We start from the raw sequence: 13,993 nt of genomic DNA, 5'->3' as shown, positions 1-13,993 counted from the left end.
TGCATTCTTTGGTGCGCGCATGGTGAGGTGAGGACCATGATGCGCACTCTGCTCAGCGCCGGCCTGGTCGCCGGGATGCTGGTCGCGGCTCCTGTGGGAGCCCACGCCGACACCAACAACTTCGACACGGCGGTGGCCCAATTGCCCGGCATCGTCGAGCAGACCATGGCGCGCACCGGGGTGCCGGGAGTCGCGGTGGCGGTCGTGCACAACGATCAGGTCATCTACAGCCAGGGTTTCGGTGTGCGCAGCACCGCCACCAACGACCCGGTCACCACCGACACCGTCTTCCAGCTCGCATCAGTGTCCAAGCCGCTGGGTGCGACGGTGGTGGCCGCCGCCGTGGGCAAGAAGATGCTGCGGTGGGAGGACCCGATCCGCAAGTTCCTGCCCGGCTTCGAGGTCTCCGGCAAGTACGTGACGCGCAACGTCACGGTGGCGGACATGTACTCCCACCGGTCCGGGCTGCCGGGCAGCGTGGGTAACGATCTGGAGGCGTACGGCTTCCGCCGTCCGGCGATCGTGAAGCGGATGCGTTATGCGCCGCTGGACCCCTTCCGCATCACGTACTCCTACAGCAACTTCGGGCTGACGGTGGGGGCTGACGCGGCGGCGTCGGCCGCCGACAGTTCGTGGCCCAAGCTTGCCCGGTCGATGCTGTTCAAGCCCCTGGGCATGAACCACACCAGCTACCGCTACCAGGACTTCCTCAAGGAGTCGAACCGCGCGTCTCTGCACCAGGAGATCGACGGCCAGTTCGTGCCGGAGGCCACGCGCGACGCTGACGCGCAGGCGCCGGCCGGCGGCGCCAGCAGCACGGTGGTCGACATGGCGAAGTGGCTGCGGCTGCACCTGGCCAACGGCACCTTCGACGGTCAGCGGGTGGTGGCCGAGGGCCCCCTGCGGGAGGCCCGCTCCACCCAGATCCGCAATCTGCCCGCCTCCGACGACGCCACGGTGCTCGGCGGCTACGCGCTGGGCCTGGACACCCGCAGTAGCGCCAACGGATATGTGCACTGGACCCACTCCGGCGCATTCACGTCGGGGCGGCCACCACGATCCTCATGATCCCGGCGCTGAACACCGGCATCGTGGTGCTCACGAACACCTGGCCCATCGGGGTGCCGGAGACGATCGCCGCTTCCTACGCGGACATCGTGGAGACCGGCGCTGTGACCAAGGACTGGCTCAGCGTGATCCAGCCCGCTTTCGCCGGTTTCACGACGCCGAACAACACGGTGGAGGGCAAGCCGAAGCCGGCCGACCCGAAGCCCGCGGCCAAGGCGTCCACGTACACCGGCACCTACACCAACGACTACGTCGGCGATGTGAAGATCGTGAAGTCCGGCAAGAGCCTGAAGATGCGGATCGGGCCGGGGCTGAAGACGACCGTGCCGCTGTTCCACTGGACCGGCAACACCTACGCCTACACCGGCATCGACATGCCCAAGGGGTTCACCACGGGTGCGCAGTTCAAGAAGATCAGGTCGGGTAAGGCGCAGCGCCTCGTTCTCGAGGAGGTCGGCCCGGACCTGGGGGTGCTCACGCGCAGTTGAGGTGCGCCCGGCCTGCGCCGGCGGTGGTTGGATCGCGAGGTTGGAGAACTTTCGCGAGGTTGGAGGACGCACGCGTGGTTCCTCCAACGCGGTGCACGGACGCCAACGCGGTCGACGGCCTGAGGGTCGCCCGCGCCTCAGCCGTCGCCGAGCGCCCAGCGCATCGCGGCCAACTTCGACTCAGACTCGGCGAACTCCGAGGCCGGGTCTGACCCGGCGACGATGCCGCACCCGGCGAACAGGTCGATGCTGCGCTGATCCGCGGCCACTTGCCCGCAGCGCAGGGCGATGCCGAACTCGCCGTCGCCGTTGGCGTCGAACCATCCCACCGGCCCGGCGTACCGGGCGCGATCGAGCCCCTCGTGGCTGAGGATGTACTGCAGGGCGCGCTCGGTGGGTGTCCCGCAGACCGCCGCCGTCGGGTGCAGCGCGGCCGCAATGGCCACCACCGAGGTCTCGTCCACGAGCATCGCGTGCACGTCGGTGGCCAGATGCTGCACGTTGGCCAGGCGCAGCACGCGCGGCTGTGCGGGCACGTCGAGGTCGGTGCAGTGGGTGCCCAGGGCCTGCGCGACGGACATGACCGCGTAGGCGTGCTCCTCACGCGCCTTCTGGGAGGCCACCATGCCGTCGGCCAGTTGCCCGCTCTCGCGATCGTCGTGGCTGCGCGCCACCGTCCCGGCGAGGACCCGCGACATCACCTGCTCGCCGGTGCGGCGCACCAGCAGTTCCGGGGTGGCGCCGATCAGGCCGTGCACGCTGAAGGTCCAGCAGTCCGCGTACCGGTCGGCCAGGCGCTGCAGCGTCTGCTGGACGTCGATGTCCCCGGTCACGCGCACCCCGCGGGCCAGGACGACCTTGTCGAAGACGCCTGCGGAGATCTCGTCGAGGGCGGCGGCGACCAGGCGGCGGTAGTGCTCTCCGTCAGGATCCGGTTCCCGGACACCTGCCCCGCTGCTCGTCGTCAGGGGCCCGGGCCGGCTGGGGCTGATGGTGGTGATCCACGCCTTGCCGTCGCGCCGGCCCACGATTGTGCCGGGTACCGTGACCACGGAATCAGCGGCTGCGTCGAACGCGAAGGAGGCGAACGCCACGGGTCCGGTGCCGGGAGCCATCACCTCGTCGTCGACGGTTGCGGACTCGCAGAAGCGCGCCCACCAACGCTGCGCGCGGGCGAACCGTTCCGGGCCGCGCACCGTGGTGGTGGCCGCTACGTCCCAGGCGACCAGGCCGTCCCCCTCGTGCACCCAGCTCAGCGGGGCCGCACCGTCCGGGATGAGCGACAACAGATCCGACGGCTCCACCAGGCGCGTGCGCACCGTCACGGGCAGATCTGTCACCACACCAGGGTAGGGCCGCAGGCCGGGTCGCGCGACGGCGGCGCCACCAGCGTCTCCTCATGCGGTGCTGGTGAGAGACTGTGCCGGTGAGCAGAGCCGACCTCGACAAGCAACCCTCGGCGGTCGCCGCGATGTTCGACCGGGTCGCCGTGCGCTATGACGTCACCAACGACGTGCTCGCGGTCGGGCAGACGCGGCGCTGGCGGCGTCTCGTGGCCGACGCCCTCGAGGCCTGCCCCGGACAGCGTGTGCTCGATCTGGCCGCCGGCACCGGCACCAGCAGCGATGCGATAGCTGCCCGGGGTGCTGACGTGGTCAGCTGTGACTTCTCCCTGGGCATGCTCCAGGTCGGCAGGCGACGGCTGCCCCACCTGCGATTCGTCGCCGGCGACGCCATGGCCCTGCCGTTCGCCGACGACAGCTTCGACGCGGTGACGATCTCTTTCGGGTTGCGCAACATCCACGACCCGCGCACGGGACTGGCGGAGATGCGCCGGGTGACCCGCCCGGGTGGCCGGTTGGTGGTGTGTGAGTTCTCGACCCCCACGCTGCCGGTGTTCCGGACGGTGTACCAGGAGTACTTGATGAAGGCGCTGCCAGCGATCGCGCAGCGGGTGTCCAGCAACTCGGCGGCCTACCAGTACCTGGCCGAGTCGATCGCCGCCTGGCCCGACCAGCAGGGCCTGGCCGACCTGCTCATGGACACGGGTTGGTCACAGGTCGCGTGGCGCAACGTCTCCGGGGGGGTCGTGGCGCTGCACCGGGGGGTAGCGTGAGGGCCTGTCCTGCAGGCGATCGGAACGGATAAAACCTCATGCGAATCTCAGTAGTCGTGGCCGGTGTCGTGCTGGCGACGGGACTGGCCGGATGTTCCAGCAGTGCCGAGGTGAGCGTCGGTGAATCCTCCACGGCCCCCGCGGCCAGCCCGACGGCCGAAGCGTCGGTGGCGGCTGACACCCAGACCTACACCAGTGAGAAGTACGGCTTCAGCTTCCAGTACGCCCCGCCGTTCGAACAGAAGGGCGACACCTCCTGGGAGGCGGAGAGCGGAGCCAGCAGCGCGGACTCGGTGGCCGTGTTCGACACCGACGGCACCCAGGTGGGCGGGCAATACCGCGACGCCTTCGTGGTGAACGTCTACCAGCTCAACCAGGCGATCACCGAGGCCGACCTCGAGGCGGTGAAGACCGAGCTCGAGAGCAACGTGATCCCGCAGCTCGAGCAGTCCAGCGAGGACATGACCATTTCCGCTCTGAGCCCGGTGACGGTGTCCGGCATCAACGGTTACCAGGCCGATGCGACCTTCTCGGTCGATGGCACGCCGATGACCTCACAGTTGTACTTCCTCTTCGACGGTGACCTCGAGTACCAGTTGCTGACGCAGTCGGCCACCGACCGCTGGGAGGAGCTGAAGCCCACCTTCGAGCAGATGGTGAACTCCTTCACCGTCAGTGCCGTTGCGGCCTCGGAGTCGCCGACGTCCTGATCCGTTTCCACAGCGAAGGTGCGCGGTTCGGATTCTCGAGCCGCGCACCTTCGTCGTGTGGATCGGGGGTGCGGGATCGGACCAACCGCTGACTGCGGTCCCCGGGCCGCGGGCATAGACTCTGAGCCGGGGCTCGTGCACGCGTTCACAAGGAGCATGGATGGATCACCACGCAGACGTGGTCGGGGCCGGATCGACCACCGTGCACCGTCTCGCTCAACACGGCCTCGCCACCTGGAGGTCATGCGACTTGCCACGCTGTGCGGACTGCCGCGGCGGCGCCTGATGGCCTTCACCGTGAAACTGCTGGCCGATCTCACCGACCCGCGGGGCCGGGACGCCAGCGACGGAGTCATCAACGGGCTGTCCGGATTGGCCCCGGCCGCATGACGTGGATCTGGTTCGACTCGCTGGGCACCATGACGAGGGAGCCCCCTAGGATTGAGCCGATCGGAAGGAGTCGATAGCGATGGGCAACGTGTACCTTCCCATCCTGATCCTCGGGCTGCTCGCCGCCGCCTTCGCGGTGTTCAGCGTGGGTGTGGCCAGCATCACCGGTCCGAAGCGCTACAACCGGGCGAAGGTGGATGCCTACGAATGCGGCATCGAGCCGACGCCGCAGCCCATCGGCCGCGGCAAGTTCCCGGTGAAGTACTACCTGACGGCGATGCTGTTCATCATCTTCGACATCGAGATCGTGTTCCTCTACCCGTGGGCGGTCGCGTTCGACCAGCTCGCACTGTTCGGCCTCATCGAGATGCTGCTGTTCATCGTCACGCTGCTCGTCGTGTACGCCTACGTCTGGCGCCGTCGCGGTCTGGAATGGGAGTGACATGGGTCTTGAGGAGAAACTCCCCAGCGGCGTCCTGCTGACGACGGTCGAGGCCGTCGCCGGCTACGCACGCAAGGGGTCGATGTGGCCGGCCACATTCGGGTTGGCCTGCTGCGCCATCGAGATGATGGCCACCGGCGCCCCGCGCTACGACCTGGCCAGGTTCGGGATGGAAGTCTTCCGCGCCTCGCCCCGGCAGGCCGATCTCATGATCGTCGCGGGGCGGGTCAGCCAGAAGATGGCACCCGTGCTGCGGCAGATCTACGACCAGATGCCCAACCCCAAGTGGGTGCTGGCCATGGGCGTGTGCGCCTCCAGTGGCGGCATGTTCAACAACTACGCGATCGTGCAGGGCGTCGACCACGTCGTACCCGTGGACATGTACCTGCCGGGGTGCCCGCCGCGCCCGGAGATGCTCATCGACGCGATCCTCAAGATCCACGACCAGGTCCAGCACACCAAACTCGGCGCGCACCGCGAGGCCGAGGTCGTCGAGTTGGAGGCGCAGGCCCTGCAGTCGCTGCCCACCGAGCAGATGAAAGGCCTGGTCCGGTGACTGAGAACCCCGAATCGGCCGAGGTTGTCCCCACCGGCACCGAGACCCTGGAGGTCGTCTCGACCGGTCAAGGGGCCTTCGGCGTGGACGGCACCCCCGACGTCAGCGGCTACGGCGGACTGGTCCGCCGGGTCTACGCGCCGCCGGCCGCCATCCGTCCCTACGGCGGCTGGTTCGACGAGGCGGTGGACACCCTCGCCGGTGCCCTGCCCCACGCTTCTGCCATCTCGAAGGTGCTCGTGGCTTACGACCAGCTCACGCTGGAGGTCGAGCGCGACGACCTGCTGGACGTGATGCGCACGCTGCGCGACCACCCGGGCCTGCGCTTCGAGGTCTGTCTGGGCGCCAGCGGCGTGCACTGGCCGGAGGACACTGGCCGGGAACTGCGCGTGCACTACCCGATGCTGTCGATGACCCACAACCGGCGGCTGTCGGTCGAGGTCACGTGTCCGGACTCCGACCCGCACATCCCGTCCGTGGTCGAGATCTACCCCGGCAACAACTGGCACGAGCGCGAGACCTACGACTTCTTCGGCGTCATCTTCGACGGCCACCCGGCTCTGACCCGCATCGAGATGCCCGATGACTGGGTGGGTCATCCACAGCGCAAGGACTACCCGTTGGGCGGCATCCCGGTGGAGTACAAGGGCGCCACCGTGCCGCCGCCGGACAACCGCCGGGAGTACAAGTGAGCGAAGACGTCATCTACGAGACCGCCGCCGGTTCCTACGACACCACCGAGGGCAAGGTCTTCACCGTCAGCGGCGGGGACTGGGACCAGGTGCGTGGCGACGAGGGCGTCGAGCAGCGCGTGGTCGTCAACATGGGCCCGCAGCACCCGTCGACCCACGGGGTGCTCCGGCTGATCCTGGAGATCGACGGCGAGACCGTCACGGAAGCCCGGTCCGGGATCGGCTACCTGCACACCGGCATCGAGAAGAACATGGAGTTCCGCACCTGGACCCAGGGCGTGACCTATGTGACGCGAATGGACTACCTGGCACCGCTGTTCAACGAGACCGCCTACTGCTTGGGCGTGGAGAAGTTGCTGGGGATCACCGACCAGATCCCCGATCGGGCCACCGTCATCCGGGTGATGCTCATGGAGCTCAACCGCATCTCCTCACATCTGGTGTGCCTGGCCACGGGCGGCATGGAACTCGGTGCGCTGACGGCCATGACCTTCGGGTTCCGCGAGCGCGAGTACATCCTGGACGTGATGGAAGCGGTCACCGGACTGCGTATGAACCATGCGTACGTGCGGCCGGGCGGCGTGGCCCAGGACCTGCCTGACGATGGCGAGAAGATGATCGCCGACGTGGTGGCCTACTTGCGCAAGCGGCTGCCCGACACCGCGAACCTGCTGGTCGACAACTCCATCTGGACCTCGCGCACCGAGAACGTCGGATACCTCGATCTGACAGGGTGCGTGGCGCTGGGGATGACCGGCCCCGTGCTGCGGGCGACCGGCTACCCGTGGGACCTGCGCAAGATGCAGCCCTATTGCGGCTACGAGACCTACGAGTTCGAGGTGGCCACCCAGACCACGTGCGACGCGTACGGGCGATTCCTCATCCGCCTCGAGGAGATGCAGCAGAGCCTGAACATCGTCGAGCAGTGCCTGGACCGGCTGCGGCCCGGCCCGGTCATGGTCGAGGACAAGAAGATCGCCTGGCCGGCCCAACTGGCGCTCGGCTCTGACGGCATGGGCAACTCCCTGGAGCACATCCGCCACATCATGGGGCAGTCCATGGAGGCGCTCATCCACCACTTCAAGCTCGTCACCGAGGGTTTCCGGGTGCCGGCCGGGTCCGCCTACGTCGCCATCGAGGCCCCGCGCGGGGAACTCGGGGTGCACGTGGTGTCCGATGGCGGCACGCGGCCGTACCGGGTCCACTTTCGCGACCCGTCCTTCAACAATCTGCAGGCCGTCCCGCCGATGAGCGAGGGCGGTCAGGTCGCCGATGTTGTGGCGGCCGTGGCAAGCATCGACCCCGTCATGGGTGGAGTGGATCGCTGATGGCACTGACCGAGAAGACGCGCGCCGAGATGATGGACCTGGCCGCCCGCTACCCGCAGGCACGCAGTGCCCTGCTGCCGATGCTGCATCTGGTGCAGGCGGAGGAAGGCTACGTCACCGGCGAGGGCATCGAGATGTGCGCACAGGTGCTGGGCCTGACGAACGCCGAGGTCAAAGCGGTGGCCAGCTTCTACACGATGTTCAAGGACTCACCGGTCGGGGAGTACCACATCGGGGTGTGCATCAACCCCGGCTGCGGGATCCTCGGCGGGGACCCGCCCTGGGAGGCCCTGTCCGGCGACCTGGGAGTCGGCCACGACGAGGTGACCGAGGACGGCAGGATCTCGCTGGAGCGCATCGAGTGTCAGGCGGCCTGCACCCACGCCCCGGTCATGACGGCCAACTGGGAGTTCCTGGACAACATGACGCCGGCGTCCGCGCGCCAACTGGTGGAGGACCTGCGCGCCGGGCGCGAGGTGACGGCCACGCGCGGGCCGGTCATCCGCGACTTCAAAGCCTGTGAACGCACACTGGCGGGGATCGATGACGACGGTCTCGGCGAGTTGCCTGCCACCGACGACCTGATGCTGGCCGGCCTGCGGTACGCCCGCGAGCACGACATGTCGGCCCCGGACGGGGAGGTCATCTGATGCCGCTGACCCCGGTCATCACCGCACACTGGGACGAGCCGGACTCGTTCACCCTCGACGGATACCGCCGCAACGGCGGTTATCGCGGACTGACCAAGGCTTTCGAGATGGGCCAGGACGCGGTGATCGCCGCGGTGAAGGACTCCGGCCTGCGCGGCCGCGGGGGTGCGGGTTTCCCGACCGGCCTCAAGTCGAGTTTCGTCCCGCAGAACGACGGCAAGCCGCACTACCTGGTCGTCAACGCCGACGAGTCCGAGCCGGGTGCGTGCAAGGACATCCCGATGATGCTGGCGAACCCGCACGCCCTCATCGAGGGCATCATCATCGCCTCGTACGCCATCCGGGCCGACCACGCGTTCATCTACATCCGCGGGGAGGTCCCGCACGTCTTCCGGCGGGTCCGGGCGGCGGTGGCGCAGGCGCGGGAGGCCGGGTATCTCGGCGACAACATCCTGGGTAGCGGGTTCAACCTCAACCTCGTGGTCCACGCGGGCGCCGGCGCCTACATCTGTGGCGAGGAGACCGCGCTGCTGGACTCCCTGGAGGGCCGGCGCGGACAACCCCGGCTCAAGCCACCGTTCCCCGCGGTCGCCGGGCTGTACGCCTGCCCGACGGTGGTCAACAACGTCGAGACCATCACCAACGTGCCGTACATCATCAACAACGGAGCTGACTGGTTCCGGTCGTTCGGGACCGAGAAGTCGCCGGGGTTCAAGGTCTTCGCGATCTCCGGTCACGTGCGCCGGCCAGGCATCTACGAGGCGCCGCTGGGCACGCCGATGTCCGAACTGCTGGAGTACGCCGGCGGCATCCGGGAGGGCCACGAGCTGAAGTTCTGGTTGCCGGGGGGTTCGTCGGTGCCGATGCTGACCAAGGACCACATCGACCTGCCGATGACCTACGAGGCGATCGCGGAGGCCGGCTCGATGCTGGGCACGGGCACGCCGATGGTGTTCGACGAGACGACTTCGGTGGTGCGGGCGATCACCGGCTGGCAGGACTTCTACAAGCACGAGTCGTGCGGCAAGTGCACGCCCTGCCGGGAGGGCAACTGGTTCATCCACGACTTGGTGCACCGCTTCGACCAGGGCCGGGGACGCACGGACCAGTTGCAGGTCCTCGACAACGTGTGCGGGCAGATCCTGGGCCGCTCGTTCTGTGCGCTCGGCGACGCCGCTGCCACCCCGTTCCCGGCAGCGATGAAGTACTTCGCCGAGGAGTTCGAGGCGGGCACCACCACTGCGAGCAGCGCGGCCTTCGACCCCGCTGCCAGCACCGTCTTCAGCGAGGTGAAGGCATGACCGTCACAGAACCGGGCAGCAACGAGATGACCGTGCCCGAGGGGCACGTGGCGTTCACCATCGACGGGGTCTCCATGACCGCGGAGAAGGGCACGCTGATCATCCGCGCGGCCGAGCAATTGGGCATCGAGGTACCGCGATTCTGTGACCACCCGCTGCTGGCCCCCGTGGCGGCGTGCCGCATGTGCCTGGTGGAGATCGAGGGCCAGCCGAAGCCGCAACCCGCGTGCGCGATCCCGGTGGGCGACAACATGGTCGTCCGGACCCAGCGGACGTCAAGGATGGCTGACGACGCCCAGCAGGGGGTCATGGAGTTCCTCCTGCTCAACCACCCGCTGGACTGCCCGATCTGCGACAAGGGCGGCGAGTGCCCGCTGCAGAACCAGGCGATGAGTGCCGGGCGCCCGGAGACCCGGTTCGAAGGCGCGAAGCGCACCTTCCCCAAGCCGATCAACGTCAGCGCCCAGATCCTGCTGGACCGCGAGCGGTGCGTGTCGTGCGCGCGCTGCACCCGGTTCGCCGACGAGATCGCCGGCGACGCTTTCATCGACCTGCTCGAGCGCGGTGCGCAGCAGCAGGTGGGGATCAGCGAGGACACCCCCTTCGACTCGTACTTCTCCGGCAACACCGTGCAGATCTGCCCGGTGGGTGCCCTGACCAACGCCCGGTACCGCTTCCGGGCGCGGCCGTTCGACCTGGTGTCGGTGCCGACCATCTGCGAGCACTGTGCCAGCGGGTGCGCGCTGCGCACCGACATCCGCCGCGGCGAGGTCCAGCGCCGGCTGGCCGGAGACGACCCCCAGGTCAACGAGGAATGGAACTGCGACAAGGGCCGGTTCGCCTTCCCCTACCTCACCGAGGACCGCATCACCCACCCGTTGGTGCGCGATGAGGGCGGGCAGTTGCGCACGGCCTCATGGCCGGAGGCGTTGGGCATGGCCGCGGACGCCCTGAGCGCGGCGGTCGGTAGCGCGGCGGTCCTGACCGGCGGCCGCCTGAGTGCCGAGGACGCCTTCGCCTACTCCAAGTTCGCCCGGACGATCCTCAAGACCGACGACGTGGACTTCCGTGCACGCCCGGCCAGTGACGAGGAGGCAGCTTTCCTCGGCTCAGTGGTGCTGGGGTCCGACGGGCCGACGTACGCGAACCTGGAGATCGCCCCGGCGGTCGTGCTGGTGGCCTTCGAGCCGGAGGACGAGTCCCCGATCGTGTTCCTGCGCCTGCGCAAGGCCGTGGCCAAGGGCACCACGAAGGTTCATGCGGTGGCGCCCTGGGCCAGCCCCGGATTGACCAAACTTGCCGCCACGGTGCTGGCAGCCGGGCCGGGCCAGGAGATCCAGGCGCTGTCCGGTTCCCCGGAGGTCATGGCCGCGCTGTCCGAGCCGGGTGCGGTGCTCATGGTGGGGGAGCGGGCGGCGGGGGTTCCCGGCCTGCTGAGTTGGGTGGCGCAGACCGCCCAGAGCACGGGAGCCCGGTTGGCCTGGGTGCCACGGCGCGCCGGCGAGCGCGGCGCGCTGGAGGCGGGGCTGCTGCCCGGACTGGCGCCTGCCACGTGGGGCGAGTTCGCCGGTGGCTCCGGCTTCCGCGGGGTCATAGAGCGGCTCGTGGCCGCCGATCAGCCCGAAGCCGCGCTGGAACCGGTGACCGACGCCGAACCCGATGCTGGGACCGACGTGGTCCTCGCCGAAGAGCCGGAAGAGCCCGAGCCGCCCTACCGGGCCCTGGTGCTTGCCGGCTTCGACCCGCGCGACGTACCCGACGGTGCGGCCCTCGTGGCGGGCTTCGCACACGTGCCGACCGTCGTCGCGCTGGCGACCCACCACAATGACGCGACCCGCGCCGCTGACATCGTCTTCCCGGTGGCCGCGGTGACCGAGAAGGCGGGCTCCTTCATCAACTGGGAGGGTCGCCGCCGCGCTTTCCCGCAGGTCTTCCGGGAGTCGCTGATCCTCTCGGACGCCCGGGTGCTGGCTGCCATCGCCGACGAGATGCTCGAGGACTTCGGAGCGGCGGACCCGGTGGCGTTGCGGGCGGAATCCGAGCGCGCGGTGCCGGCAGCGCGGCCCGATGCCCCACAGGTTCCGGCGGCGGGACCCCGGGACACCGCCGCCGGCGAGGCCATCCTGGCCACGTGGCGGCAGTTGGTCGACGACGGGTCCATGCAGGCCGGGGAGCCGTACATGGCAGCCACGGCTCGACCCGCGGTGGTCCGCATCGGTCCGGCCAATGCCGCCGACCTCGGGGTCGACAACGGCGACCTGATCACGGTGACCGGCCAGATCGGTTCGATGACGCTGCCGGCACTGGTCACCGACATGCCCGCCGGCATCGTCTGGGTCCCGGGCAACTCGGGCACCAACGTGGTCTGCGAACTCGGAGTGACCGGTGGCGATACCGTGCGGGTGAGTGTCGGGAGGGCGTCATGAACGTCGAGGGGTTCGGCGGCGACCCGTTCTGGCTGATCTGCGTGAAGGTGCTCGGCGTCTTCGTCCTGCTCGTGGTCATCGTCCTGCTCACCATCTGGGGTGAGCGGCGCGTGGTGGCGCGCATGCAGAGCCGCGTCGGCCCCAACCGGGTCGGCCCGTTCGGCCTGCTGCAGTCCCTCATGGACGGCGTGAAGTTGGCACTGAAGGAGGAGATCATCCCCCGCAAGGTCGAACTCGGGGTGTACGTCCTCGCGCCGATCCTGTCGGCGGTCCCGGCCTTCCTCGCCTGGGCGGTCGTCCCGCTGGGACCGGAGGTGTCGATCTTCGGCCAGCAGACCCGCCTGCAACTCACCGACTTCCCCGTCAGCGTGCTGTACGTGCTGGCCATCGCCTCGATCGGCATCTACGGCATCGTGCTGGCCGGGTGGGCTTCCGGATCGACGTACCCGCTGCTGGGCGGCCTGCGCTCGACCGCCCAGATGATCTCCTACGAGATCGCCATGGGGCTGTCGTTCGTGGCGGTGTTCCTGTACGCCGGCAGCATGTCGACCTCCGAGATCGTCGACGCGCAGACGAAGTTGTGGTACATCCTGCTGCTGCTGCCCTCCTTCATGATCTACACCACGGCGATGGTGGGGGAGACCAACCGTGCGCCGTTCGACCTGCCGGAGGCCGAGGGCGAGCTCGTCGGCGGTTTCCACACCGAGTACTCGTCGCTGAAGTTCGCGATGTTCTTCCTGGCCGAGTACATCAACATGGTCACCGTGTCGGCGCTGGCCACCACGCTGTTCCTCGGCGGCTGGCGTGCTCCGTGGCCGCTGTCCATATGGTCGGGGGCCAACGAGGGCTGGTGGCCGCTGCTGTGGTTCCTCATGAAGGTCGTCGCCTTCATCTTCGTGTTCATCTGGCTGCGCGGGACCCTGCCGCGGCTGCGCTACGACCAGTTCATGCGTTTCGGCTGGAAGGTGCTCATCCCCGTCTCGCTGGCGTGGATCATCGTGGTGTCAGTGGCCCGGTACACGCTCGGGAGCGAGGGCTCGGACGTGCTGGCGGTGCTCGTCGCCTTCGGCTTCGCCGCACTTCTGCTGATCGTGGCCTCCTACTTCGCCCAACTGCGCCGTGACCGTCGGGCGGAGGCCGAGGAGCAGGCCCAGGCCGGGTTCGCCGAGCCCGTCGACCCGTTCGCCGGCGGACACCCCGTGCCGCCGATGCCCGGTCAGCAGTTACTGGAGCCGAGCACCGTCCCTGCCGTGGAACAGGAGCCGCACAATGCCTGATGTCGTTTTTGTGGTCAAGGGATTCGCGACCACCTTCGTCACCCAGTTCCGCAAGGTGGTCACCGAGCAGTACCCGGAGGAGAAGGACGAGTTCCCGCCGAAGCCGCGCTACCACGGCCGGCACCAGTTGAACCGCCACCCAGACGGGCTGGAGAAGTGCGTCGGCTGTGAGTTGTGCGCGTGGGCCTGCCCGGCCGACGCCATCTTCGTGCAGGGCGGCGACAACGCCGAGGACGCACGCTACTCGCCGGGGGAGCGCTACGGCCGGGTGTACCAGATCAACTACCTTCGCTGCATCGGTTGCGGGCTGTGCGTCGAGGCCTGCCCCACCCGGGCGCTGACGATGATCCACGAGTTCGAACTGGCCGACAACAACCGGCAGAAGTTGATCTACGAGAAGCAGGACCTGCTCGCCCCCCTGCTGCCGGGCATGGAGTCGCCCCCGCACGCGATGGTGCCCGGGGCCACCGAGCAGGACTACTACGAGGGGCGGGTCACCGGTGCCGATGAGCCGCTGAAGGACGCGGTCGAAGGGAGCACCACGTGACC

The 13,993-nt window shown here is 68.6% G+C and carries 15 protein-coding genes; 14 read left to right on the top strand and 1 reads right to left on the bottom strand.

What is annotated here, in order from left to right; translation table 11 throughout:
• Window positions 1–36: 36 nt before the first annotated feature.
• Both IPG68_15365 and IPG68_15360 read left to right on the top strand, forming a co-directional pair.
• Window positions 37–1,068 carry a beta-lactamase family protein gene (locus tag IPG68_15365; GenBank protein MBK6764545.1) on the top strand — a complete coding sequence of 344 codons (1,032 nt, stop codon included), beginning with the start codon at window positions 37–39 and terminating at the stop codon, window positions 1,066–1,068.
• On the top strand, window positions 1,065–1,556 hold the full coding sequence (locus IPG68_15360; GenBank protein MBK6764544.1) for a DUF3471 domain-containing protein: 492 nt from the start codon (window positions 1,065–1,067) through the stop codon (window positions 1,554–1,556). Before IPG68_15365 ends, IPG68_15360 begins: the two co-directional genes overlap by 4 nt.
• Before the next feature lie 137 nt (window positions 1,557–1,693).
• On the opposite strand, the gene IPG68_15355 is transcribed toward IPG68_15360, so the two are convergent.
• Window positions 1,694–2,917, bottom strand: a complete 1,224-nt coding sequence (locus IPG68_15355) for an isochorismate synthase (GenBank protein MBK6764543.1) — start codon at window positions 2,915–2,917, stop codon at window positions 1,694–1,696.
• A 65-nt stretch (window positions 2,918–2,982) separates the two neighbouring features.
• Here IPG68_15355 and IPG68_15350 point away from each other — a divergent pair, with 65 nt between their 5' ends.
• The 12 genes from IPG68_15350 (at window position 2,983) to nuoI (ending at window position 13,991) form a co-directional block, all read left to right on the top strand.
• On the top strand, window positions 2,983–3,672 hold the full coding sequence (locus IPG68_15350; protein ID MBK6764542.1) for a demethylmenaquinone methyltransferase: 690 nt from the start codon (window positions 2,983–2,985) through the stop codon (window positions 3,670–3,672).
• 38 nt (window positions 3,673–3,710) lie between these two features.
• Window positions 3,711–4,382 carry a hypothetical protein gene (locus IPG68_15345; protein ID MBK6764541.1) on the top strand — a complete coding sequence of 224 codons (672 nt, stop codon included), beginning with the start codon at window positions 3,711–3,713 and terminating at the stop codon, window positions 4,380–4,382.
• Window positions 4,383–4,625: 243 nt separating this feature from the next.
• Window positions 4,626–4,772 carry a hypothetical protein gene (locus IPG68_15340; GenBank protein MBK6764540.1) on the top strand — a complete coding sequence of 49 codons (147 nt, stop codon included), beginning with the start codon at window positions 4,626–4,628 and terminating at the stop codon, window positions 4,770–4,772.
• A 79-nt stretch (window positions 4,773–4,851) separates the two neighbouring features.
• Window positions 4,852–5,214 (top strand): NADH-quinone oxidoreductase subunit A, encoded by a 363-nt coding sequence (locus IPG68_15335; GenBank protein MBK6764539.1) that lies wholly within the window; start codon window positions 4,852–4,854, stop codon window positions 5,212–5,214.
• 1 nt (window position 5,215) lies between these two features.
• Complete coding sequence (locus tag IPG68_15330) at window positions 5,216–5,770, top strand: NADH-quinone oxidoreductase subunit B (GenBank protein MBK6764538.1); 555 nt, start codon at window positions 5,216–5,218, stop codon at window positions 5,768–5,770.
• Window positions 5,767–6,462 carry an NADH-quinone oxidoreductase subunit C gene (locus tag IPG68_15325; protein MBK6764537.1) on the top strand — a complete coding sequence of 232 codons (696 nt, stop codon included), beginning with the start codon at window positions 5,767–5,769 and terminating at the stop codon, window positions 6,460–6,462. The genes IPG68_15330 and IPG68_15325 overlap by 4 nt, the downstream gene beginning before the upstream one ends.
• Window positions 6,459–7,790: an NADH-quinone oxidoreductase subunit D gene (locus tag IPG68_15320; protein MBK6764536.1), complete on the top strand. Its 1,332-nt coding sequence runs from the start codon at window positions 6,459–6,461 to the stop codon at window positions 7,788–7,790. The genes IPG68_15325 and IPG68_15320 overlap by 4 nt, the downstream gene beginning before the upstream one ends.
• Entirely contained in the window at window positions 7,790–8,440 is a 651-nt protein-coding gene (locus IPG68_15315) for an NAD(P)H-dependent oxidoreductase subunit E (protein ID MBK6764535.1), read from the top strand. Before IPG68_15320 ends, IPG68_15315 begins: the two co-directional genes overlap by 1 nt.
• Entirely contained in the window at window positions 8,440–9,741 is a 1,302-nt protein-coding gene (gene nuoF, locus IPG68_15310; GenBank protein MBK6764534.1) for an NADH-quinone oxidoreductase subunit NuoF, read from the top strand. The genes IPG68_15315 and nuoF overlap by 1 nt, the downstream gene beginning before the upstream one ends.
• A complete protein-coding gene (locus IPG68_15305; GenBank protein ID MBK6764533.1) occupies window positions 9,738–12,167 on the top strand; it encodes an NADH-quinone oxidoreductase subunit G in 2,430 nt (809 codons plus the stop codon). Before nuoF ends, IPG68_15305 begins: the two co-directional genes overlap by 4 nt.
• Window positions 12,164–13,444 carry an NADH-quinone oxidoreductase subunit NuoH gene (nuoH, locus tag IPG68_15300; GenBank protein MBK6764532.1) on the top strand — a complete coding sequence of 427 codons (1,281 nt, stop codon included), beginning with the start codon at window positions 12,164–12,166 and terminating at the stop codon, window positions 13,442–13,444. The genes IPG68_15305 and nuoH overlap by 4 nt, the downstream gene beginning before the upstream one ends.
• Window positions 13,437–13,991, top strand: coding sequence for an NADH-quinone oxidoreductase subunit NuoI (nuoI, locus tag IPG68_15295; protein MBK6764531.1), 555 nt, complete (start codon window positions 13,437–13,439; stop codon window positions 13,989–13,991). The genes nuoH and nuoI overlap by 8 nt, the downstream gene beginning before the upstream one ends.
• Window positions 13,992–13,993 lie beyond the last annotated feature (2 nt).

The organism is Micrococcales bacterium (assembly GCA_016703125.1).
GTDB lineage: Bacteria > Actinomycetota > Actinomycetes > S36-B12 > UBA10799 > JADKAV01.
The sequence above is the reverse complement of the archived record's forward strand: the minus strand, read 5'-3'. Positions and strand labels throughout refer to the sequence as shown.

Coding starts and splice junctions, on each gene's coding strand:
- IPG68_15365 (MBK6764545.1), top strand. CDS start 37: ATGATGCGCACTCTGCTCAGCGCCGGCCTGGTCGCCGGGATGCTGGTC.
- IPG68_15360 (MBK6764544.1), top strand. CDS start 1,065: ATGATCCCGGCGCTGAACACCGGCATCGTGGTGCTCACGAACACCTGG.
- IPG68_15345 (MBK6764541.1), top strand. CDS start 3,711: ATGCGAATCTCAGTAGTCGTGGCCGGTGTCGTGCTGGCGACGGGACTG.
- IPG68_15340 (MBK6764540.1), top strand. CDS start 4,626: ATGCGACTTGCCACGCTGTGCGGACTGCCGCGGCGGCGCCTGATGGCC.
- IPG68_15335 (MBK6764539.1), top strand. CDS start 4,852: ATGGGCAACGTGTACCTTCCCATCCTGATCCTCGGGCTGCTCGCCGCC.
- IPG68_15330 (MBK6764538.1), top strand. CDS start 5,216: ATGGGTCTTGAGGAGAAACTCCCCAGCGGCGTCCTGCTGACGACGGTC.
- IPG68_15315 (MBK6764535.1), top strand. CDS start 7,790: ATGGCACTGACCGAGAAGACGCGCGCCGAGATGATGGACCTGGCCGCC.
- nuoF (MBK6764534.1), top strand. CDS start 8,440: ATGCCGCTGACCCCGGTCATCACCGCACACTGGGACGAGCCGGACTCG.
- IPG68_15305 (MBK6764533.1), top strand. CDS start 9,738: ATGACCGTCACAGAACCGGGCAGCAACGAGATGACCGTGCCCGAGGGG.
- nuoH (MBK6764532.1), top strand. CDS start 12,164: ATGAACGTCGAGGGGTTCGGCGGCGACCCGTTCTGGCTGATCTGCGTG.
- nuoI (MBK6764531.1), top strand. CDS start 13,437: ATGCCTGATGTCGTTTTTGTGGTCAAGGGATTCGCGACCACCTTCGTC.